We start from the raw sequence: 20,011 nt of genomic DNA, 5'->3' as shown, positions 1-20,011 counted from the left end.
AGCACCGTTGAGCAGGTTGCGCTGGCTGACCGCGGGGGAGTCCCACGGCCCCGCACTCGTCGCGACGCTGGAGGGACTTCCCGCCGGCGTGCCGATCACCACGGAGATGGTGGCGGACCACCTGGCGCGGCGGCGGCTCGGCTATGGGCGCGGTGCGCGGATGAAGTTCGAGCGGGACGAGGTCACCTTCATCGGTGGCGTCCGGCACGGACTCACACTCGGCTCCCCGGTCGCCGTCATGGTCGGCAACACCGAGTGGCCCAAGTGGGAGAAGGTCATGGCGGCCGACCCGGTCGACCCGGCGGAGCTGGCCGAACTGGCCCGCAACGCCCCCCTGACCCGCCCGCGGCCCGGCCACGCCGACCTCGCGGGCATGCAGAAGTACGGCTTCGACGAGGCCCGGCCGATCCTGGAGCGCGCGTCGGCGCGCGAGACGGCGGCGCGGGTGGCGCTCGGCGCGGTGGCCCGGTCGTACCTGAAGGAGACGGCCGGCATCGAGATCGTCTCCCACGTGGTGGAGCTGGCCGCCGCCAAGGCCCCCTACGGCGTCTACCCGACGCCCGCCGACGTGGAGAAGCTGGACGCCGACCCGGTGCGGTGCCTGGACGCGGACGCGTCGAAGGCGATGGTCGCGGAGATCGACCAGGCCCACAAGGACGGCGACACGCTCGGCGGTGTCGTCGAGGTGCTGGCGTACGGCGTCCCCGTGGGCCTCGGCTCGCACGTGCACTGGGACCGGCGTCTCGACGCCCGGCTCGCCGCCGCGCTGATGGGCATCCAGGCGATCAAGGGCGTCGAGGTCGGCGACGGCTTCGAGCTGGCCCGGGTGCCGGGCTCCAAGGCGCACGACGAGATCGTCACCACGGACGAGGGCATCAGGCGCGCCTCGGGCCGCTCCGGCGGTACCGAGGGCGGTCTGACCACGGGTGAGCTGCTGCGGGTCCGCGCGGCGATGAAGCCCATCGCCACCGTGCCGCGCGCCCTGAAGACCGTGGACGTCGTCACCGGCGAGCCCGCGGCCGCCCACCACCAGCGCTCCGACGTCTGCGCCGTGCCGGCCGCCGGCATCGTGGCCGAGGCGATGGTCGCCCTGGTCCTCGCCGACGCGGTGGCGGAGAAGTTCGGCGGCGACAGCGTCGCCGAGACCAGCCGCAACGTGCGGTCGTACCTCGACAACCTGCACATCCGATGAGCACCGGTCCTGTCGTCGTCCTGGTCGGCCCGATGGGGGTGGGCAAGTCCACCGTCGGGCAGCTGCTCGCCGAGCGGCTGGGGGTCGGCTACCGGGACACCGACGACGACATCGTCGCCGAGCAGGGGCGGGCCATCGCCGACATCTTCGTCGACGAGGGCGAGCCCGCCTTCCGGGCCGTCGAGAAGCGGGCCGTGCACCGGGCGCTGACCGAGCACGACGGCGTCCTCGCCCTCGGCGGCGGCGCGGTCCTCGACGCCGACACCCGCGCGCTCCTCGCCGGGCAGCGGGTCGTCTACCTGTCGATGGACGTCGAGGAGGCGGCCCGGCGCACCGGCCTGAACGCCGCCCGCCCGCTGCTGGCGATCAACCCGCGCAAGCAGTGGCGGGAGCTGATGGAAGCCCGCCGGCACCTGTACGAGGAGGTGGCCCGCGCGGTCGTGGCCACCGACGCCCGCACGCCGGACGAGGTCGCCCAGGCGGTGCTGGACGCACTGGAGTTGAAGGAAGCATGAGCGAGTCTGTGACGCGGATCCAGGTCGGCGGCACCCCGGGCAGCGAACCGTACGAGGTCCTGGTGGGCCGTCAGCTGCTGGGCGAGCTGGGCGGTCTGATCGGCGACAAGGCCGCGCGGGTGGCGGTGATCCACCCGGAGGCGCTGGCCGAGACCGGCGAGGCGCTGCGCGCGGACCTGGCCGAGCAGGGCTACGAGGCGGTCGCGATCCAGGTGCCGAACGCGGAGGAGGCGAAGACCGCGGAGGTCGCCGCCTACTGCTGGAAGGCGCTGGGCCAGTCCGGGTTCACCCGCACCGACGTGATCGTCGGTGTCGGCGGCGGCTCCACCACCGACCTGGCCGGGTTCGTGGCCGCGACCTGGCTGCGCGGAGTGCGCTGGATCGCGATCCCGACGACCGTGCTGGCCATGGTCGACGCGGCGGTCGGCGGCAAGACCGGCATCAACACCGCCGAGGGCAAGAACCTCGTGGGCTCCTTCCACCCCCCGGCCGGCGTCCTGTGCGACCTGGCCGCGCTGGACTCCCTCGCGGTGCACGACTACGTCTCCGGGCTCGCGGAGGTCATCAAGGCCGGTTTCATCGCCGACCCGGTGATCCTGGACCTGATCGAGGCCGACCCGGAGGCCGCGCGCACCCCGGCCGGCCCGCACACCGCCGAGCTGATCGAGCGGTCGATCCGGGTGAAGGCGCACGTGGTCTCCTCCGACCTGAAGGAGACCGGCCTCCGGGAGATCCTCAACTACGGCCACACCCTCGGCCACGCCATCGAGAAGAACGAGCGCTACAAGTGGCGGCACGGTGCCGCGGTCGCCGTCGGCATGCACTTCGCCGCCGAACTCGGCCGTCTGGCGGGCCGGTTGGACGACGCCACCGCCGACCGTCACCGCACCATCCTCGAATCGGTGGGCCTGCCGCTCAGCTACCGCTACGACCAGTGGCCCAAGCTGCTGCAGACGATGAAGGTCGACAAGAAGTCCCGCGGCGACGTGCTGCGCTTCATCGTCCTGGACGGGCTCGCCAAGCCGACCGTCATGGAGGGCCCCGATCCGGCCATGCTGCTCGCCGCCTACGGCGAGGTCGCCCAGTAAGTCCCGCCGGGACCCTTCCGTCCGATTCGCTTGCCGCGACGGGCACTTCGGGCCGCCCCCGGCCGTTCACCAAAGGACGGCCGGGGGCGGTACCGTTCGGTAGCGAAGCGGGTCCCGCCCGCTGCCAGCGCTATCGCCTGTACGAGACGGAGTGGCACCGGATGCAGCACGCAGTGGGGTCTCCGCTGCCGCCGCCCCACCAGCCGGGGCACGGTCCGGCCGCCGGCTGGTCGCCGGCCGCACACCACCCGGGTCCCCACCACCCGGGTCCGCACCAGGGCCCCGCCCCGGTACCGCAAGGTCCCGCCCCGGTGCCCCACGGATCAGCTCCCGTCCCCCCGCCGCCGCCCGCGCCGGGCTTCCCCGGAGCGCCCGGCTCCGCGCATCCGGGCGTGCCGCCGCACGCGCCGGACACCACCGGCCATGTGGCGCTGCCGCCCGGCGGCCCCGTGACCATACCCACCGCCCCGCCGGCCGTCGCCGCGCCCGACCCGGCCACCACGACCCTCGCGGTGCTGCTGATCGGCCCCGCCGGAGCGGGCAAGACCAGCGTCGCCAAGTACTGGGCGGACCACCGCCGGGTGCCCACGGCCCACATCAGCCTGGACGACGTACGCGAATGGGTCCGCTCGGGGTTCGCCGACCCGCAGTCCGGGTGGAACGACAACTCGGAGGCCCAGTACCGCCTGGCTCGCCGCACCTGCGGCTTCGCCGCGCGGAACTTCCTGGCCAACGGCATCTCCTGCATCCTCGACGACGCCGTCTTCCCGGACCGGCCCGTCGTCGGCCTCGGCGGCTGGAAGCGGCACGTCGGCCCCGGCCTGCTGCCCGTCGTCCTCCTCCCCGGGCTCGACATCGTGCTGGAGCGCAACGCCGAGCGCAGCGGCAACCGCCGCCTCACCGACGAGGAGGTCGCCCGCATCCACGGCCGCATGGCCGGCTGGTACGGCTCGGGACTGCCGATCATCGACAACTCCCAGCTCGACGTCCCCGGCACGGCCCGGGTCCTGGACGAGATCCTGTCGCGCTCGATCGCGAGCCCGCCCGCGTGGTGACCCGGGGGGACTGAGCCGGCCCGTCGGCTGACGGACCCTTGCCCCACTCAGCCTCTCCCGAACGGCGCCGAGCCCGGGGAGCTCCTACGCTCGACTCATGTCAGAGGTGTACGCGACCCGCCGTACGCGAGTACGGGAACGCTGCACCGCGGCCGGCACCGCGGCAGCGCTCGTCTCCCGTCCCGCCAACGTGCGCTACCTAGCGGGCGCGGCTCCCCAAGGTGCCGTACTGCTGCTGGGCAAGCGCGAAGACCTGCTGGTGTGCGCAGGCCCGCCCGAGGACCGCCCCTTCGAGGGGCGCCCGGACGAGGCGCTGCGCGTGCACGCCCTGCCCCGCCTCGGCGGCGACCCCGCCGTCGCGGCCGCCGACCTGGCCACCGCGCAGGGCGCCGAGTCCCTGGCCGTCGAGGAACACCACCTCACCGTCTCCCGGCACCGGGCCATCGGCTCGGTCGCCCCCCGGCTGCGGCTGGCCGATCTGGGCGGCGCGGTCGAGCAGCTGAGGGTGGTGAAGGACGAGGAGGAGATCTCCTGTCTGCGCATCGGCGCGGAGATCGCCGACCAGGCACTCGGCGAACTGCTGGAGTCCATCCTCGTCGGCCGCACGGAGCGGCATCTCGCGCTGGAGCTGGAACGGCGCCTGGTCGACCACGGCGCCGACGGGCCGGCGTTCCCCACCTCCGTCGGCACCGGCCCGAACTCCGGCCGCCGCGGGCACCGGCCCACGGACCGGCGCGTGGAGGAGGGCGACTTCCTCTCCGTCTGTCTGGGCGCCACCTACCGCGGCTACCGGTGCGAGATCGGCCGTACCTTCGTGATCGGGACCTCGCCCGCCGACTGGCAGATCGAGCTGTACGACCTGGTCTTCGCCGCCCAGCGCGCCGGACGCGAGAGCCTGGCGCCCGGCGCCGCCTACCGGGACGTGGACCGCGCGGCGCGGCAGGTGCTGGACTCGGCGGGCCGCGGGGAAGGACTGCCTCCGCTCATCGGCCACGGCGTGGGACTCGAAATCGACGAGGACCCTCAGTTGGCTCCCGCCGCAATGGGTAAACTGGACGCTTGCGTGCCGGTCACCGTCGAACCGGGGGTCCACCTCCCGGGCCGGGGCGGCGTCCGGATCGATGACACGCTCGTCGTCCGCCCCGAGGCGGACGGCGGACCCGAGCTACTCACCATCACGACCAAGGAGCTGCTCGCACTATAGGCAGGTGCGTGCCCCCGGGGTCGTCCACGTCAGTCCAGGAGATTCCGCAACCGTGGCTTCCACGAACGACCTCAAGAACGGCATGGTGCTCAAGCTCGAAGGCGGCCAGCTCTGGTCCGTCGTCGAGTTCCAGCACGTCAAGCCCGGCAAGGGCCCGGCCTTCGTGCGCACCAAGCTCAAGAACGTGCTCTCCGGCAAGGTCGTCGACAAGACCTTCAACGCCGGCGTCAAGGTCGAGACGGCCACTGTCGACAAGCGCGACATGCAGTTCTCGTACATGGACGGCGAGTACTTCGTCTTCATGGACATGGAGACGTACGACCAGCTCATGGTCGACCGCAAGGCCGTCGGCGACGCCGCCAACTTCCTGATCGAGGGCTTCACGGCCACCGTCGCCCAGCACGAGGGCGAGGTGCTCTTCGTCGAGCTGCCGGCCGCCGTCGAGCTGGTCATCCAGGAGACCGAGCCGGGCGTCCAGGGCGACCGCTCCACCGGCGGCACCAAGCCCGCCACCCTGGAGACCGGCCACCAGATCCAGGTCCCGCTCTTCATCACCACCGGTGAGAAGATCAAGGTCGACACCCGCACCAGCGACTACCTCGGCCGGGTGAACAGCTAACCGTGGCTGCCCGCAACACGGCCCGCAAGCGCGCCTTCCAGATCCTCTTCGAGGGCGACCAGCGCGGCGCCGACGTCCTGACGGTCCTCGCGGACTGGATCCGGCTCTCCCGGGCCGACACCCGGCAGCCGCCGGTGAGCGAGTACACGATGCAGCTGGTCGAGGGCTACGCGGAGCACGCGGCCCGGATCGACGAGCTGATCTCGCAGTACTCGGTCGGCTGGACGCTCGACCGGATGCCGGTCGTGGACCGCAACATCCTGCGTCTCGGCGCGTACGAGCTGATCTGGGTCGACGAGACCCCGGACGCCGTCGTCCTCGACGAGATGGTGCAGCTGGCGAAGGAGTTCTCCACGGACGAGTCGCCCTCGTTCGTCAACGGCCTGCTCGGCCGGCTCAAGGAACTCAAGCCGTCGCTGCGCCGCGACCAGGCCTGAGAGCCCCCAAGACGCCCGAGGGCCCGCAGCACCACTGCTGCGGGCCCTCGGGCGTCCGCCGTACGTCCAGGGGCCGTGCGGCCCGCAGAACGCCGCCGGGGTGGCCGGAACCGATCGGTTCCGGCCACCCCGGCGGCACGTTTCTGCTGGGCGTCTGCCGACGCTGTGGAGCGCTCAGCCCTCCTCGTGGGAGGCCACCGCGCGCCGCGCGTCGGCGTCCAGCACACCCCAGCTGATCAGCTGCTCGGTGAGGACCGAGGGCGACTGGTCGTAGATGACGGCGAGTGTGCGCAGGTCGTCCTGGCGGATCGAGAGCACCTTGCCGTTGTAGTCACCGCGCTGGGACTGGATCGTCGCCGCGTAGCGCTGCAGGGGGCCCGCCTTCTCGGCCGGCACGGTGGCCAGCCGCTCCAGGTCCAGGACCAGCTTCGGCGGCGGCTCGGCGGCGCCGCCCGGGGTCGTGCCCGGCAGCAGCTCCTGCACGGGAACGCCGTAGAAATCCGCCAGCTCGGCGAGGCGCTGCACGGTCACCGCGCGGTCACCGCGCTCGTACGAACCGACCACCACGGCCTTCCAGCGTCCCTGGGACTTCTCCTCGACACCGTGGAGGGAAAGGCCCTGCTGGGTGCGGATGGCCCGGAGCTTGGCCCCGAGCTGTTTGGCGTATTCGCTGGACATATAGCTCCCCGGACACTGTGTCGACGCGACTGGCGTGGGTCCATGCCGCGCGGTTGGTAACTCACTGTGAGGTTACGCAGCGTGACTCTCTTGCGTCAAGCCGAATGGTCCACACCGACTCTTCCGTGGTATCGGCGATCGCTTGGGCCAAGTGGGTGAAATCGGGGGCCCGGGAGGGGGGTGCTCGGGCGTGTCGTACGGGCCTGCTAACGTTGGTGGCGCAATCCCGACGTCCTTTAAGGTCCGTCCCGTGAGGCGGAGAAGGAGGTCCGTTTCGTATGGACACGCAAGCGTCCGATGCGAGGCCCGTTCTCGAGGGCCCCGACATCGCGCGGGTACTGACCCGCATCGCCCACGAGATCGTCGAGCGCGCCAAGGGCGCCGACGACGTGGTGCTCCTCGGCATTCCGACCCGAGGCGTCTTCCTCGGCCGGCGGCTCGCCGCCAAGCTCGAGCAGATCACCGAGCGCAAGGTCCCGTGCGGCTCGCTGGACATCACCATGTACCGCGACGACCTGCGCATGCACCCGCCGCGTGCGCTGGCCCGCACCGAGATCCCCGGTGACGGCATCGACGGCAAGCTGGTCGTCCTGGTCGACGACGTGCTCTTCTCCGGCCGCACCATCCGCGCCGCCCTCGACGCCCTGAACGACATCGGGCGCCCCCGCGCGGTCCAGCTGGCGGTCCTCGTCGACCGCGGCCACCGCGAGCTGCCCATCCGCGCCGACTACGTCGGAAAGAACCTCCCCACGTCGCTGCGGGAGACGGTCAAGGTCCAGCTCGCCGAGGAGGACGGTCGCGACACCGTGCTGCTCGGCGCCAAGCCGGGCGACCAGTAGCAGATCAGGGCGCGTCGACGCTTCCGCACGCCGACGCGCGACCAGGTTTGCCCTAATTCTCCTGAATAACTGCCTTACGGAGCCTGACAGATGCTGCGTCATCTCATCTCGGCCGCCGACCTCACCCGCGACGACGCCGTCCTGATCCTCGACACCGCCGAGGAGATGGCCCGGGTCGCCGACCGGCCGATCAAGAAGCTGCCGACCCTGCGCGGCCGCACCGTGGTCAACCTCTTCTTCGAGGACTCCACCCGCACCCGGATCTCCTTCGAGGCCGCCGAGAAGCGGCTGTCCGCGGACGTCATCAACTTCTCCGCCAAGGGCTCCAGCGTGTCCAAGGGCGAGTCCCTGAAGGACACCGCCCAGACCCTGGAGGCCATGGGCGTCGACGCCGTCGTCATCCGGCACGGCGCCTCCGGAGCCCCGTACCGCCTGGCCAACTCCGGCTGGATCGACGCGGCCGTGATCAACGCCGGCGACGGCACCCACCAGCACCCCACCCAGGCCCTCCTCGACGCCTTCACCATGCGCCGCCGCCTGGTCGGCCGGGACGCCGGACTCGGCCAGGACCTGTCCGGCAAGCGCGTCACCATCGTCGGCGACGTCCTGCACAGCCGGGTCGCCCGCTCCAACGTCGACCTGCTGCACACCCTCGGCGCCGAGGTCACCCTGGTCGCCCCGCCGACCCTGGTGCCGGTCGGCGTCGAGACCTGGCCCTGCGAGGTGTCCTACGACCTCGACAGCACGCTGCCCAAGTCCGACGCGGTGATGATGCTGCGGGTGCAGCGCGAGCGGATGAACGCCGCGTTCTTCCCGACCGAGCGCGAGTACTCGCGCCGCTACGGCCTCGACGGCGACCGCATGGCGAAGATGCCCGAGCACGCCATCGTGATGCACCCCGGCCCCATGGTGCGCGGCATGGAGATCACCGCCGAGGTCGCCGACTCCGACCGCTGCACGGTCGTCGAGCAGGTCGCCAACGGCGTCTCCATCCGCATGGCCGTCCTCTACCTGCTGCTCGGTGGCAACGAGCCCGCCGTCACCCACGCCCGTACCGCTGAGGAGAAGTAAGACCCATGAGCAAGATCCTGATCCGTGGTGCGAAGGTCCTCGGCGGCGAGGCGCAGGACGTCCTGATCGACGGCGAGACCATCGAGGCGGTGGGCAGCGGCCTGTCCGCCGAGGGCGCCGAGGTCGTCGAGGCCGGCGGCAAGGTGCTGCTGCCGGGCCTGGTCGACCTGCACACCCACCTGCGCGAGCCCGGCCGCGAGGACTCCGAGACCGTCCTCACCGGCACCCGCGCCGCCGCCTCCGGCGGCTACACCTCCGTGTTCGCCATGGCCAACACCTTCCCGGTCGCCGACACCGCCGGTGTCGTCGAGCAGGTCTGGCGGCTCGGCCAGGAGTCCGGCTACTGCGACGTGCAGCCCATCGGCGCCGTCACCGTCGGCCTGGAGGGCAGCAAGCTCGCCGAGCTGGGCGCCATGCACGAGTCCGCGGCCGGCGTCACCGTCTTCTCCGACGACGGCAAGTGCGTCCATGACGCGCAGATCATGCGCCGCGCCCTGGAGTACGTGAAGGCCTTCGGCGGTGTCATCGCCCAGCACGCGCAGGAGCCGCGGCTGACCGAGGGCGCCGAGATGAACGAGGGCATCGTCTCCGCCGAGCTGGGCCTGGGCGGCTGGCCCGCCGTGGCCGAGGAGTCGATCATCGCCCGGGACGTGCTGCTCGCCGAGCACGTCGGCTCCCGCGTGCACATCTGCCACCTGTCGACGGCCGGCTCCGTCGAGATCGTCCGCTGGGCCAAGTCCCGCGGCATCCAGGTCACCGCCGAGGTCACCCCGCACCACCTGCTCCTCACCGACGAGCTGGTGCGCACCTACAACCCCGTCTACAAGGTCAACCCGCCGCTGCGCACCGAGCGCGACGTGATGGCCCTGCGCGAGGCGCTCGCCGACGGCACGATCGACATCGTCGCCACCGACCACGCCCCGCACCCGCACGAGGACAAGGACTGCGAGTGGGCCGCCGCCGCCATGGGCATGGTCGGCCTGGAGACCGCGCTGTCGGTGGTCCAGGCGACCATGGTGGACACGGGCCTGCTGGACTGGGCCGGCGTCGCCGACCGGATGTCCGTCACGCCCGCGCGGATCGGACAGGCCTCGGGCCACGGACGTCCCGTCTCGGCTGGTGAGCCCGCCAACCTCACCCTCGTCGACACGGCATACCGTGGGCTCGTGGACCCCGCGGGCTTCGCCTCGCGCAGCCGCAACACCCCGTACGAGGGGCGTGAGCTGCCGGGCCGTGTCACGCACACGTGGCTCCGGGGCAAGGCCACGCTCGTCGACGGGAAGCTCACGTGACACCTGTACTCCTGCTGGCCGCCGAGAAGGAATCGGCGGAAGTGACCGACTGGGCCGCCCGCCTCGGCTGGGTCGTCGGTCTCGCCCTCTTCGTCGCGCTCGTCTACTGGCTGATGCGCGAGGGCTGGAAATGGCGGGGCACCCTCCAGGGGGACCTGCCGGAGCTGCCCACCGCGCCGGATGCCGCCGGTCCGGCGAAACTGACGATGAGCGGCCGCTACCACGGCTCCACCACCGCCGGGCAGTGGCTCGACCGCATCGTGGCACACGGCCTGGGCACCCGCAGCCGTGCCGAGCTCACGCTGACGGACGCGGGACTGGAGGTCGTACGCCCCGGGGCGACCGACTTCTTCGTCCCGGCCGCGAGCCTGCGTGAGGCCCGGCTCGACAAGGGCATCGCCGGAAAGGTGCTCACCGAGGGCGGACTGCTCATCGTGACCTGGGCCCACGGCGGAAAACTGATCGACTCCGGCTTCCGCTCGGACCGAGCGGCCGAGCACAACGAGTGGGTCGACGTACTCAACTCCATGACCGAAACGAACACCAGGGAAGGCGCCGAACGATGACGACCTCCACCAGGGGAACCAGCAAGGTTCCCGCCGTACTCGTCCTGGAGGACGGCCGAGTCTTCCGCGGCCGTGCCTACGGGGCCGTGGGGGAGACCTTCGGCGAGGCCGTCTTCTCCACCGGCATGACCGGCTACCAGGAGACCCTGACCGACCCGTCCTACCACCGCCAGGTCGTCGTGATGACCGCCCCGCACGTGGGCAACACCGGCGTCAACGACGAGGACCCCGAGTCCGAGCGCATCTGGGTCGCCGGCTACGTCGTGCGCGACCCCGCGCGCGTGCCGTCCAACTGGCGCTCCCGGCGCTCGCTGGACGAGGAGCTGGCCGCCCAGGGCGTCGTCGGCATCAGCGGCATCGACACCCGCGCCCTCACCCGCCACCTGCGCGAGCGCGGCGCCATGCGCGTCGGCATCTTCAGCGGCGACGCCATCCAGGACGACGCCGCGCTGCTGGTCCGCGTCCAGGAGGCGCCCGAGATGAAGGGGGCCGACCTCTCCGCCGAGGTCGCCACCACCGAGGCGTACGTCGTCCCCGCGATCGGCGAGAAGAAGTTCACCGTCGCCGCCGTCGACCTCGGCATCAAGGGCATGACCCCGCACCGCATGGCCGAGCGCGGCATCGAGGTGCACGTGCTGCCCGCCACGGCGACCGCCGAGGACGTGTACGCCGTCAACCCGGACGGCGTGTTCTTCTCCAACGGCCCGGGCGACCCGGCCACCGCCGACCACCCGGTCTCCGTGATGCAGTCCGTCCTGGAGCGCGGCACCCCGCTGTTCGGCATCTGCTTCGGCAACCAGATCCTGGGCCGCGCCCTCGGCTTCGGCACCTACAAGCTGAAGTACGGCCACCGCGGCATCAACCAGCCGGTGCAGGACCGTACGACCGGCAAGGTCGAGGTCACCGCGCACAACCACGGCTTCGCCGTCGACGCCCCGCTCGACAAGATCTCCGAGACCCCCTTCGGCCGCGCCGAGGTCTCCCACGTCTGCCTCAACGACAACGTGGTGGAGGGCCTCCAGCTTCTCGACAAGCCGGCCTTCAGCGTCCAGTACCACCCCGAAGCGGCAGCCGGCCCGCACGACGCCGCCTACCTGTTCGACCGCTTCGTTTCCCTGATGGAGGGCCAGCGTGCCTAAGCGCACCGATATCCAGTCCGTCCTGGTCATCGGCTCCGGCCCGATCGTCATCGGCCAGGCCGCCGAGTTCGACTACTCCGGCACCCAGGCGTGCCGGGTCCTGAAGTCCGAGGGCCTGCGGGTCATCCTCGTGAACTCCAACCCGGCGACGATCATGACCGACCCGGAGATCGCCGACGCCACCTACGTCGAGCCGATCACCCCCGAGTTCGTCGAGAAGATCATCGCCAAGGAGCGCCCCGACGCCCTGCTGCCCACCCTGGGCGGCCAGACCGCGCTCAACACCGCCATCTCGCTGCACGAGAACGGCGTCCTGGAGAAGTACGGCGTCGAACTGATCGGCGCCAACGTGGAGGCGATCCACAAGGGCGAGGACCGCGACCTGTTCAAGGAGGTCGTCGAGGAGGTCAACAAGAAGATCGGCCACGGCGAGTCCGCCCGCTCGGTCATCTGCCACTCCATGGACGACGTCCTCAAGGGCGTCGACACGCTCGGCGGCTACCCGGTCGTCGTCCGCCCCTCCTTCACCATGGGCGGCGCCGGCTCCGGCTTCGCGCACGACGAGGAGGAGCTGCGCCGCATCGCCGGCCAGGGCCTCACGCTCTCCCCGACCACCGAGGTGCTCCTGGAGGAGTCCATCCTCGGCTGGAAGGAGTACGAGCTGGAGCTGATGCGCGACAAGCACGACAACGTCGTGGTCGTCTGCTCCATCGAGAACTTCGACCCCATGGGCGTGCACACCGGTGACTCCATCACCGTCGCCCCCGCGATGACCCTCACCGACCGCGAGTACCAGGTGCTGCGCGACGTCGGCATCGCGATCATCCGCGAGGTCGGCGTCGACACCGGCGGCTGCAACATCCAGTTCGCGGTCAACCCGGAGGACGGCCGGGTCATCGTCATCGAGATGAACCCGCGTGTGTCCCGCTCCTCGGCCCTCGCCTCCAAGGCGACCGGCTTCCCGATCGCCAAGATCGCCGCGAAGCTCGCCGTCGGCTACACGCTGGACGAGATCCCGAACGACATCACGCAGGAGACCCCGGCCTCCTTCGAGCCGACCCTCGACTACGTGGTCGTCAAGGCGCCCCGCTTCGCCTTCGAGAAGTTCCCGCAGGCCGACTCCACGCTGACCACCACCATGAAGTCGGTCGGCGAGGCCATGGCCATCGGCCGCAACTTCACCGAGGCCTTCCAGAAGGCGCTGCGCTCCCTCGAGAAGAAGGGCAGCCAGTTCACCTTCGTCGGCGAGACCGGCGACAAGGAAGAGCTGCTGCGCGACGCCGTGCGCCCGACCGACGGCCGGATCAACAAGGTCATGGAGGCCATCCGCGCGGGTGCCACCCCCGAGGAGGTCTTCGAGTACACGAAGATCGACCCGTGGTTCGTCGACCAGCTCTTCCTGATCAAGGAGATCGCCGACGAGATCGCCGAGGCCCCGGAGCTGACCCGCGAGCTGCTCGCCGAGGCCAAGCGGCACGGCTTCTCCGACCAGCAGATCGGTGAGATCCGCGGCCTGCGCGAGGACGTCGTCCGCGAGGTCCGGCACGCGCTCGGCATCCGCCCGGTCTACAAGACGGTCGACACCTGCGCCGCCGAGTTCGCCGCCCGGACGCCGTACTTCTACTCGGCGTACGACGAGGAGACCGAGGTCGCGCCGCGCGAGAAGCCGGCCGTCATCATCCTGGGCTCCGGCCCGAACCGCATCGGCCAGGGCATCGAGTTCGACTACTCCTGCGTCCACGCCTCCTTCGCGCTGAGCGACGCGGGCTACGAGACCGTGATGGTCAACTGCAACCCGGAGACCGTCTCCACCGACTACGACACCTCCGACCGCCTGTACTTCGAGCCGCTGACGCTCGAGGACGTGCTGGAGATCGTCCACGCCGAGCAGCAGGCCGGCCCGATCGCCGGTGTGGTCGTCCAGCTCGGCGGCCAGACCCCGCTCGGCCTCGCCCAGGCCCTCAAGGACAACGGCGTGCCGATCGTCGGCACCTCTCCGGAGGCCATCCACGCCGCCGAGGACCGCGGCGCCTTCGGCCGCGTCCTGAAGGAGGCCGGCCTGCCGGCCCCCAAGCACGGCACCGCCACCACCTTCGCCGAGGCCAAGGCCATCGCCGACGAGATCGGCTACCCGGTCCTCGTCCGCCCGTCGTACGTGCTCGGCGGCCGCGGCATGGAGATCGTGTACGACGAGGCCCGCCTGGAGTCGTACATCGCCGAGTCGACCGAGATCAGCCCCACCCGGCCGGTGCTCGTCGACCGCTTCCTCGACGACGCGATCGAGATCGACGTCGACGCCCTCTACGACGGCGAGGAGCTGTACCTCGGCGGCGTCATGGAGCACATCGAGGAGGCCGGCATCCACTCCGGCGACTCGGCGTGCGCCCTGCCCCCGATCACTCTCGGCGGCTTCGACATCAAGCGCCTGCGCGCCTCCACCGAGGCCATCGCCAAGGGCGTCGGCGTGCGCGGCCTGATCAACATCCAGTTCGCGATGGCGGGCGACATCCTCTACGTCCTGGAGGCCAACCCGCGCGCCTCGCGCACGGTGCCCTTCACCTCCAAGGCGACCGCGGTGCCGCTGGCCAAGGCCGCCGCCCGGATCTCGCTGGGCGCGACCGTCGCCGAGCTGCGCGCCGAGGGCCTGCTGCCCCAGCACGGCGACGGCGGCGAGCTCCCGCTCGACGCGCCGATCTCCGTCAAGGAGGCCGTCATGCCGTGGTCGCGGTTCCGCGACATCCACGGCCGCGGCGTCGACACCGTCCTCGGCCCGGAGATGCGCTCCACCGGCGAGGTCATGGGCATCGACTCGGTCTTCGGCACGGCGTACGCCAAGTCGCAGGCCGGCGCCTACGGCCCGCTGCCGACCAAGGGCCGCGCCTTCATCTCGGTCGCCAACCGCGACAAGCGCTCGATGATCTTCCCGGCGCGCGAGCTGGTCGCCCACGGCTTCGAGCTGCTGGCCACCTCCGGCACCGCCGAGGTCCTCAAGCGCAACGGCATCAACGCCACCGTCGTGCGCAAGCAGTCCGAGGGCACCGGCCCGAACGGCGAGAAGACCATCGTCCAGCTCATCCACGACGGCGAGGTCGACCTCATCGTCAACACCCCGTACGGCACCGGCGGCCGCCTCGACGGCTACGAGATCCGTACGGCGGCCGTGGCGCGGTCCGTGCCGTGCCTGACGACGGTCCAGGCGCTCGCCGCCGCCGTCCAGGGCATCGACGCCCTCAACCACGGAGACGTGGGCGTCCGATCGCTCCAGGAACACGCGGAATTCCTGACCGCGGCCCGCGACTAGCAGCCCTTGAGGGGGACACCGGAAATGGTGTCCCCCTCTTCATGAGGCTCGCCCACGAGCTTCGTCATGAGGACACGATGTACAAGATCTTCTTCAACCTCGTCTTCAAGCGGATGGACCCGGAGCAGGCCCACCACCTGGCCTTCCGCTGGATCCGCCTGGCCGTGCGCGTCCCGGTGCTGCGCACCTTTGTCGCGGCCGTGCTCGCGCCCCGGTACAAGGAACTGCGCACGGAGGCGTTCGGCCTGCGCATGCACGGGCCCTTCGGGCTCGCCGCCGGCTTCGACAAGAACGCGATCGCCGTCGACGGCATGGCGATGCTCGGCTTCGACCACGTCGAGATCGGCACCGTGACCGGGGAGGCACAGCCGGGCAACCCCAGGAAGCGGCTGTTCCGGCTGGTCGCGGACCGGGCGCTGATCAACCGCATGGGCTTCAACAACGAGGGCTCGCTCGCCGTCGCCGCGCGTCTGGCCTCCCGTACGCCCGTCTTCAAGACCGTCGTGGGCGTGAACATCGGCAAGACCAAGGTCGTCCCGGAGGCGGAGGCCGTCCTGGACTACGTGAAGTCCGCCGAGCGCCTGTCACCCCACGCCGACTACCTGGTCGTGAACGTGTCGTCGCCGAACACGCCGGGGCTGCGCAACCTCCAGGCCACCGAGGCGCTGCGCCCGCTGCTCACCGCCGTCCGCGACGCCGCCGACCGGACCGTCACCACGCGGCGCGTGCCGCTGCTGGTGAAGATCGCCCCCGACCTCGCCGACGAGGACGTCGACGCGGTGGCCGACCTGGCCGTGGAACTCGGCCTCGACGGGATCATCGCGACCAACACCACCATCGCCCGCGAGGGCCTGGGCCTGCGGTCTGGCCCCGCCCTGGTCAAGGAGACCGGCGGCCTGTCCGGAGCGCCCCTCAAGGCCCGCTCCCTGGAGGTGCTGCGCCGCCTCTACGCGCGCGTGGGGGACCGGATCACCCTGGTGGGCGTCGGCGGCGTCGAGAACGCCGAGGACGCCTGGCAGCGCATCCTGGCCGGCGCCACGCTGGTCCAGGGCTACAGCGCCTTCGTCTACGAGGGGCCCTTCTGGGCCCGCGCCATCCACAAGGGCCTCGCCGCGCGCCTGCGCCAGAGCCCCTACGCCACCCTCGCCGACGCGGTCGGCGCCGACGTGAGGAAGACTCCATGACCGAGCCCTTCGGCGCGCGACTGCGCCGCGCCATGGACGACCGCGGCCCGCTGTGCGTCGGCATCGACCCGCACGCCTCCCTGCTCGCCGAGTGGGGCCTGAACGACGACGTGGCCGGTCTGGAGCGGTTCAGCCGCACGGTCGTCGAGGCGATGGCCGACCGGGTCGCCGTCCTCAAGCCGCAGAGCGCGTTCTTCGAGCGTTTCGGCTCGCGCGGCGTCGCCGTCCTGGAGAAGGCGGTCGAGGAGGCCCGCGCGGCCGGCGCGCTGGTCGTCATGGACGCCAAGCGCGGCGACATCGGCTCCACCATGGCCGCGTACGCCGAGTCGTTCCTGCACAAGGACGCCCCGCTGTTCTCCGACGCGCTGACCGTCTCGCCCTACCTCGGCTACGGCTCCCTGAAGCCGGCGATCGAGCTGGCCCGGGAGAACGGCGCCGGACTGTTCGTGCTGGCGCTGACCTCCAACCCGGAGGGCGGCGAGGTCCAGCACGCCGTGCGCACCGAGGACCCGGCCGGCCGGAACGTCGGCGCGACGATGCTCGCCCACCTCGCGGAGGAGAACGCGGCGGAGGAGCCGCTGGGGTCCTTCGGCGCGGTCGTCGGCGCCACGCTGGGCGACCTGTCCTCGTACGACCTGGCGATCAACGGTCCGCTGCTCGCCCCCGGCATCGGCGCCCAGGGGGCCACCGCGGCCGACCTTCCCCGGGTCTTCGGAGCGGCGGTGCGCAACGTCGTCCCGAACGTCAGCCGGGGTGTGCTGCGGCACGGTCCCGACGTCGGAGCGCTGCGGACGGCCGCGGAGCGGTTCGCGGAGGAGATCCGGACCGCGGTGGCGCCGGTCTGAGGTCCCCGTCGTGTCCGCCGGGGTCGGCTTGAGGCTGGATACATCCTCAAATCCAGGGCAGTATGTCTGAAATATCCGGTCCTGACTGAGGCTGACCAGGACTTTTCCTCTGTTCTCGCTGACTCCGGCGGACTTGACCGCTAGTCTCCGACGAGAGTCAACGGGCGAGCGTGTTGCTCGTGGCTCCCCAGGTGTGGGGCGACTAGGTTCCTCACCGGTCCGTATCCGACAGTTCGACATCCGAGGTGACGTAGGCGTGGCTCTTCCGCCCCTTACCCCCGAACAGCGCGCAGCCGCGCTCGAAAAGGCCGCCGCGGCTCGCCGGGAGCGGGCCGAGGTCAAGAATCGACTCAAGCACTCCGGCGCCTCCCTTCACGAGGTCATCAAGCAGGGCCAGGAGAACGACGTCATCGGCAAGATGAAGGTCTCCGCCCTCCTCGAGTCCCTGCCGGGCGTGGGCAAGGTCCGCGCCAAGCAGATCATGGAGCGACTCGGAATCTCCGAGAGCCGCCGCGTGCGTGGTCTCGGTTCCAACCAGATCGCCTCGCTCGAGCGCGAGTTCGGCAGCACCGGCTCCTGAACCCCGGTCCGCCCGGGGGTGGTCCCGGGCACTCCGGGATTGCTGGAATAATCGCTGCATGAGTGAACGTCCGCGGCTGACCGTGCTCTCCGGACCCTCCGGGGTCGGCAAGAGCACGGTCGTCGCCCATATGCGCAAGGAACACCCCGAGGTCTGGCTCTCGGTGTCGGCGACGACCCGCAAGCCCCGTCCGGGCGAGCAGCACGGAGTCCACTACTTCTTCGTCACCGACGACGAGATGGACAAGCTGATCGCCAACGGCGAGCTGCTGGAGTGGGCCGAGTTCGCCGGCAACCGCTACGGCACGCCGCGTGCGGCCGTCCTGGAGCGCCTGGAGGCGGGTGAGCCCGTCCTCCTGGAGATCGACCTCCAGGGCGCCCGGCAGGTCCGTGAGTCGATGCCCGAGGCACAGCTGGTGTTCCTGGCTCCGCCCTCCTGGGAGGAGCTGGTGCGCAGGCTGACCGGCCGGGGCACCGAGCCGCCCGAGGTCATCGAGCGCCGGCTGGACGCGGCCAAGGTCGAACTCGCGGCCGAGCCCGAGTTCGACGAGACGCTGGTCAACACCTCCGTCGAGGACGTGGCGCGTGAGCTGCTAGCCTTGATGAACGTTGTGTGATCGTGACGACCATGCCGCAGTGGCTGATCATCGCGACTGATTCTTTCCCATCCATCGGAAGGTAGAGCGTGTCCTCTTCCATCTCCGCGCCCGAGGGCATCATCAACCCGCCGATCGACGAGCTCCTCGAGGCCACCGACTCGAAGTACAGCCTCGTGATCTACGCGGCCAAGCGGGCCCGCCAGATCAACGCGTACTACTCGCAGCTCGGCGAGGGTCTCCTCGAGTACGTCGGTCCCCTCGTCGACACCCACGTCCACGAGAAGCCGCTCTCGATCGCACTGCGCGAGATCAACGCGGGGCTGCTGACCTCCGAGGCCGTCGAAGGCCCCGGCCAGTAAGTCATACGGTCAGCTCACGGCTGACTTTTCCACAGGCCCGGCAGCACGTCTGCCGGGCCTGTGGTGTCTCATGGGGGGTGGTTGCACGTTTCCGAGGTTCGGGGAGAGACGACGGTGGACAAGCCGAAGGTCGTTCTGGGGGTCAGCGGCGGCATCGCCGCGTACAAGGCGTGTGAGCTGCTGCGCAGGCTGACCGAGTCCGGACACGACGTCCGGGTCGTCCCCACCGCCTCAGCCCTGCACTTCGTGGGTGCCGCCACGTGGTCGGCCCTGTCCGGCAATCCCGTCTCCACCGAGGTCTGGGACGCCGTGCACGAGGTGCCGCACGTGCGCATCGGCCAGCAGGCCGACCTGGTCGTCGTCGCCCCCGCCACGGCCGACATGCTCGCCAAGGCCGCCCACGGCCTCGCCGACGACCTGCTGACCAACACCCTGCTCACCGCCCGCTGCCCGGTCGTCTTCGCCCCCGCGATGCACACCGAGATGTGGGAGCACCCGGCCACCCAGGAGAACGTGGCGACGCTGCGCCGGCGCGGCGCCGTCGTCATCGAACCCGCCGTCGGCCGCCTCACCGGCGTAGACACCGGCAAGGGCCGGCTCCCCGAGCCCGCCGAGATCTTCGAGGTCTGCCGCCGCGTCCTCGCCCGGGGCGTACGGGAGCCCGACCTCGCCGGCCGGCACGTCGTCGTCAGCGCCGGCGGCACCCGCGAGCCGCTGGACCCGGTCCGCTTCCTCGGCAACCGCTCCTCCGGCAAGCAGGGCTACGCCCTCGCCCGTACGGCAGCGGCGCGCGGCGCCCGCGTCACCCTGGTCGCCGCCAACGCCGAGCTGCCGGACCCGGCCGGTGTGGACGTGGTCCGGGTCGGCACCGCCGTCCAGCTGCGGGAGGCGGTGCTGAAGGCGGCCGCCGACGCGGACGCGGTCGTCATGGCCGCCGCCGTCGCCGACTTCCGCCCGGAGACCTACGCGACCGGCAAGATCAAGAAGAAGGACGGGCAGGACCCGGACCCGATCGTGCTGGTCCGCAACCCCGACATCCTCGCCGAGATCTCCGCCGACCGGGCGCGCCCCGGTCAGGTGATCGTCGGCTTCGCCGCCGAGACCGACGACGTCCTGGCCAACGGCCGCCGAAAGCTCGAGCGCAAGGGCTGCGACCTGCTCGTGGTCAACGAGGTGGGGGAGCGCAAGACCTTCGGCGCCGAGGAGAACGAGGCCGTGGTGCTGGCCGCCGACGGCGGCGAGACGCCCGTCCCGCACGGCCCCAAGGAGGCGCTCGCCGACACCGTGTGGGACCTCGTCGCCGGCCGCCTGCGCTGACCGGCTCCGCGCGCCACGCCGTCCCCCGCGCGCCCGATCCAGGCGTGGCGCCCCTGGCCAATGCCGCAGAACCTGGGCAGAATGCCCGTGCCGCAGGTCACAGCGCTCCCGAGAGGCGAGACGGGTGGCCCC

Annotated in this window: 20 protein-coding genes; 19 read left to right on the top strand and 1 reads right to left on the bottom strand. The window is 71.2% G+C overall.

Going from position 1 to position 20,011, the window contains the following annotated elements:
• Nucleotides 1-7: 7 nt before the first annotated feature.
• The 7 genes from aroC (at nucleotide 8) to nusB (ending at nucleotide 6,110) form a co-directional block, all read left to right on the top strand.
• The gene (gene aroC, locus AMK31_RS19850) at nucleotides 8-1,192 is read left to right on the top strand and encodes a chorismate synthase (RefSeq protein WP_073941918.1); all 1,185 of its coding nucleotides are present in this window, start codon (nucleotides 8-10) and stop codon (nucleotides 1,190-1,192) included.
• A complete protein-coding gene (locus tag AMK31_RS19845; protein WP_073941917.1) occupies nucleotides 1,189-1,707 on the top strand; it encodes a shikimate kinase in 519 nt (172 codons plus the stop codon). The genes aroC and AMK31_RS19845 overlap by 4 nt, the downstream gene beginning before the upstream one ends.
• Nucleotides 1,704-2,795 carry a 3-dehydroquinate synthase gene (gene aroB, locus AMK31_RS19840; RefSeq protein WP_073941916.1) on the top strand — a complete coding sequence of 364 codons (1,092 nt, stop codon included), beginning with the start codon at nucleotides 1,704-1,706 and terminating at the stop codon, nucleotides 2,793-2,795. Before AMK31_RS19845 ends, aroB begins: the two co-directional genes overlap by 4 nt.
• Nucleotides 2,796-2,956: 161 nt before the next feature.
• Nucleotides 2,957-3,850, top strand: coding sequence for a Pro-rich N-terminal domain-containing protein (locus AMK31_RS19835; protein ID WP_073941915.1), 894 nt, complete (start codon nucleotides 2,957-2,959; stop codon nucleotides 3,848-3,850).
• Nucleotides 3,851-3,947: 97 nt separating this feature from the next.
• Nucleotides 3,948-5,054, top strand: a complete 1,107-nt coding sequence (locus tag AMK31_RS19830; protein ID WP_073941914.1) for an aminopeptidase P family protein — start codon at nucleotides 3,948-3,950, stop codon at nucleotides 5,052-5,054.
• Between the two features lie 52 nt (nucleotides 5,055-5,106).
• A complete protein-coding gene (gene efp, locus AMK31_RS19825) occupies nucleotides 5,107-5,673 on the top strand; it encodes an elongation factor P (RefSeq protein WP_015661807.1) in 567 nt (188 codons plus the stop codon).
• Nucleotides 5,674-5,675: 2 nt separating this feature from the next.
• Nucleotides 5,676-6,110 carry a transcription antitermination factor NusB gene (nusB, locus tag AMK31_RS19820; protein WP_073941913.1) on the top strand — a complete coding sequence of 145 codons (435 nt, stop codon included), beginning with the start codon at nucleotides 5,676-5,678 and terminating at the stop codon, nucleotides 6,108-6,110.
• Nucleotides 6,111-6,284: 174 nt separating this feature from the next.
• Here nusB and bldD read toward each other — a convergent pair whose 3' ends face one another.
• Nucleotides 6,285-6,788, bottom strand: a complete 504-nt coding sequence (gene bldD / locus AMK31_RS19815) for a transcriptional regulator BldD (RefSeq protein WP_030166512.1) — start codon at nucleotides 6,786-6,788, stop codon at nucleotides 6,285-6,287.
• 278 nt (nucleotides 6,789-7,066) lie between these two features.
• On the opposite strand from bldD, the gene pyrR reads away from it, so the two are divergent.
• The 12 genes from pyrR (at nucleotide 7,067) to coaBC (ending at nucleotide 19,879) form a co-directional block, all read left to right on the top strand.
• On the top strand, nucleotides 7,067-7,627 hold the full coding sequence (gene pyrR, locus AMK31_RS19810; RefSeq protein ID WP_073941912.1) for a bifunctional pyr operon transcriptional regulator/uracil phosphoribosyltransferase PyrR: 561 nt from the start codon (nucleotides 7,067-7,069) through the stop codon (nucleotides 7,625-7,627).
• 90 nt (nucleotides 7,628-7,717) lie between these two features.
• Nucleotides 7,718-8,698, top strand: a complete 981-nt coding sequence (locus tag AMK31_RS19805) for an aspartate carbamoyltransferase catalytic subunit (protein ID WP_073941911.1) — start codon at nucleotides 7,718-7,720, stop codon at nucleotides 8,696-8,698.
• A gap of 5 nt (nucleotides 8,699-8,703) precedes the next feature.
• Entirely contained in the window at nucleotides 8,704-9,990 is a 1,287-nt protein-coding gene (locus AMK31_RS19800; RefSeq protein WP_073941910.1) for a dihydroorotase, read from the top strand.
• Nucleotides 9,987-10,556, top strand: coding sequence for a PH-like domain-containing protein (locus AMK31_RS19795; protein WP_073941909.1), 570 nt, complete (start codon nucleotides 9,987-9,989; stop codon nucleotides 10,554-10,556). The genes AMK31_RS19800 and AMK31_RS19795 overlap by 4 nt, the downstream gene beginning before the upstream one ends.
• On the top strand, nucleotides 10,553-11,695 hold the full coding sequence (gene carA / locus AMK31_RS19790; RefSeq protein ID WP_073941908.1) for a glutamine-hydrolyzing carbamoyl-phosphate synthase small subunit: 1,143 nt from the start codon (nucleotides 10,553-10,555) through the stop codon (nucleotides 11,693-11,695). Before AMK31_RS19795 ends, carA begins: the two co-directional genes overlap by 4 nt.
• On the top strand, nucleotides 11,688-14,996 hold the full coding sequence (gene carB, locus AMK31_RS19785) for a carbamoyl-phosphate synthase large subunit (protein ID WP_073941907.1): 3,309 nt from the start codon (nucleotides 11,688-11,690) through the stop codon (nucleotides 14,994-14,996). The genes carA and carB overlap by 8 nt, the downstream gene beginning before the upstream one ends.
• A gap of 77 nt (nucleotides 14,997-15,073) precedes the next feature.
• Nucleotides 15,074-16,180, top strand: a complete 1,107-nt coding sequence (locus AMK31_RS19780) for a quinone-dependent dihydroorotate dehydrogenase (protein WP_073941906.1) — start codon at nucleotides 15,074-15,076, stop codon at nucleotides 16,178-16,180.
• Entirely contained in the window at nucleotides 16,177-17,025 is an 849-nt protein-coding gene (gene pyrF, locus AMK31_RS19775) for an orotidine-5'-phosphate decarboxylase (RefSeq protein WP_073941905.1), read from the top strand. Before AMK31_RS19780 ends, pyrF begins: the two co-directional genes overlap by 4 nt.
• Nucleotides 17,026-17,281: 256 nt before the next feature.
• The gene (locus AMK31_RS19770; RefSeq protein WP_003977346.1) at nucleotides 17,282-17,605 is read left to right on the top strand and encodes an integration host factor; all 324 of its coding nucleotides are present in this window, start codon (nucleotides 17,282-17,284) and stop codon (nucleotides 17,603-17,605) included.
• Between the two features lie 58 nt (nucleotides 17,606-17,663).
• Entirely contained in the window at nucleotides 17,664-18,221 is a 558-nt protein-coding gene (gene gmk / locus AMK31_RS19765; RefSeq protein ID WP_073941904.1) for a guanylate kinase, read from the top strand.
• Nucleotides 18,222-18,289: 68 nt separating this feature from the next.
• Nucleotides 18,290-18,562, top strand: a complete 273-nt coding sequence (gene rpoZ, locus AMK31_RS19760) for a DNA-directed RNA polymerase subunit omega (protein WP_004933985.1) — start codon at nucleotides 18,290-18,292, stop codon at nucleotides 18,560-18,562.
• Between the two features lie 114 nt (nucleotides 18,563-18,676).
• A complete protein-coding gene (gene coaBC, locus AMK31_RS19755; RefSeq protein WP_073941903.1) occupies nucleotides 18,677-19,879 on the top strand; it encodes a bifunctional phosphopantothenoylcysteine decarboxylase/phosphopantothenate--cysteine ligase CoaBC in 1,203 nt (400 codons plus the stop codon).
• The last annotated feature ends 132 nt before the right edge of the window (nucleotides 19,880-20,011 follow it).

The sequence above is a fragment of the Streptomyces sp. TSRI0107 genome, assembly GCF_001905845.1.
In the GTDB taxonomy this organism is placed as follows: domain Bacteria; phylum Actinomycetota; class Actinomycetes; order Streptomycetales; family Streptomycetaceae; genus Streptomyces.
Note: the sequence above shows the minus strand (reverse complement) of the source record. Positions and strands in the feature narration are given on the sequence as shown.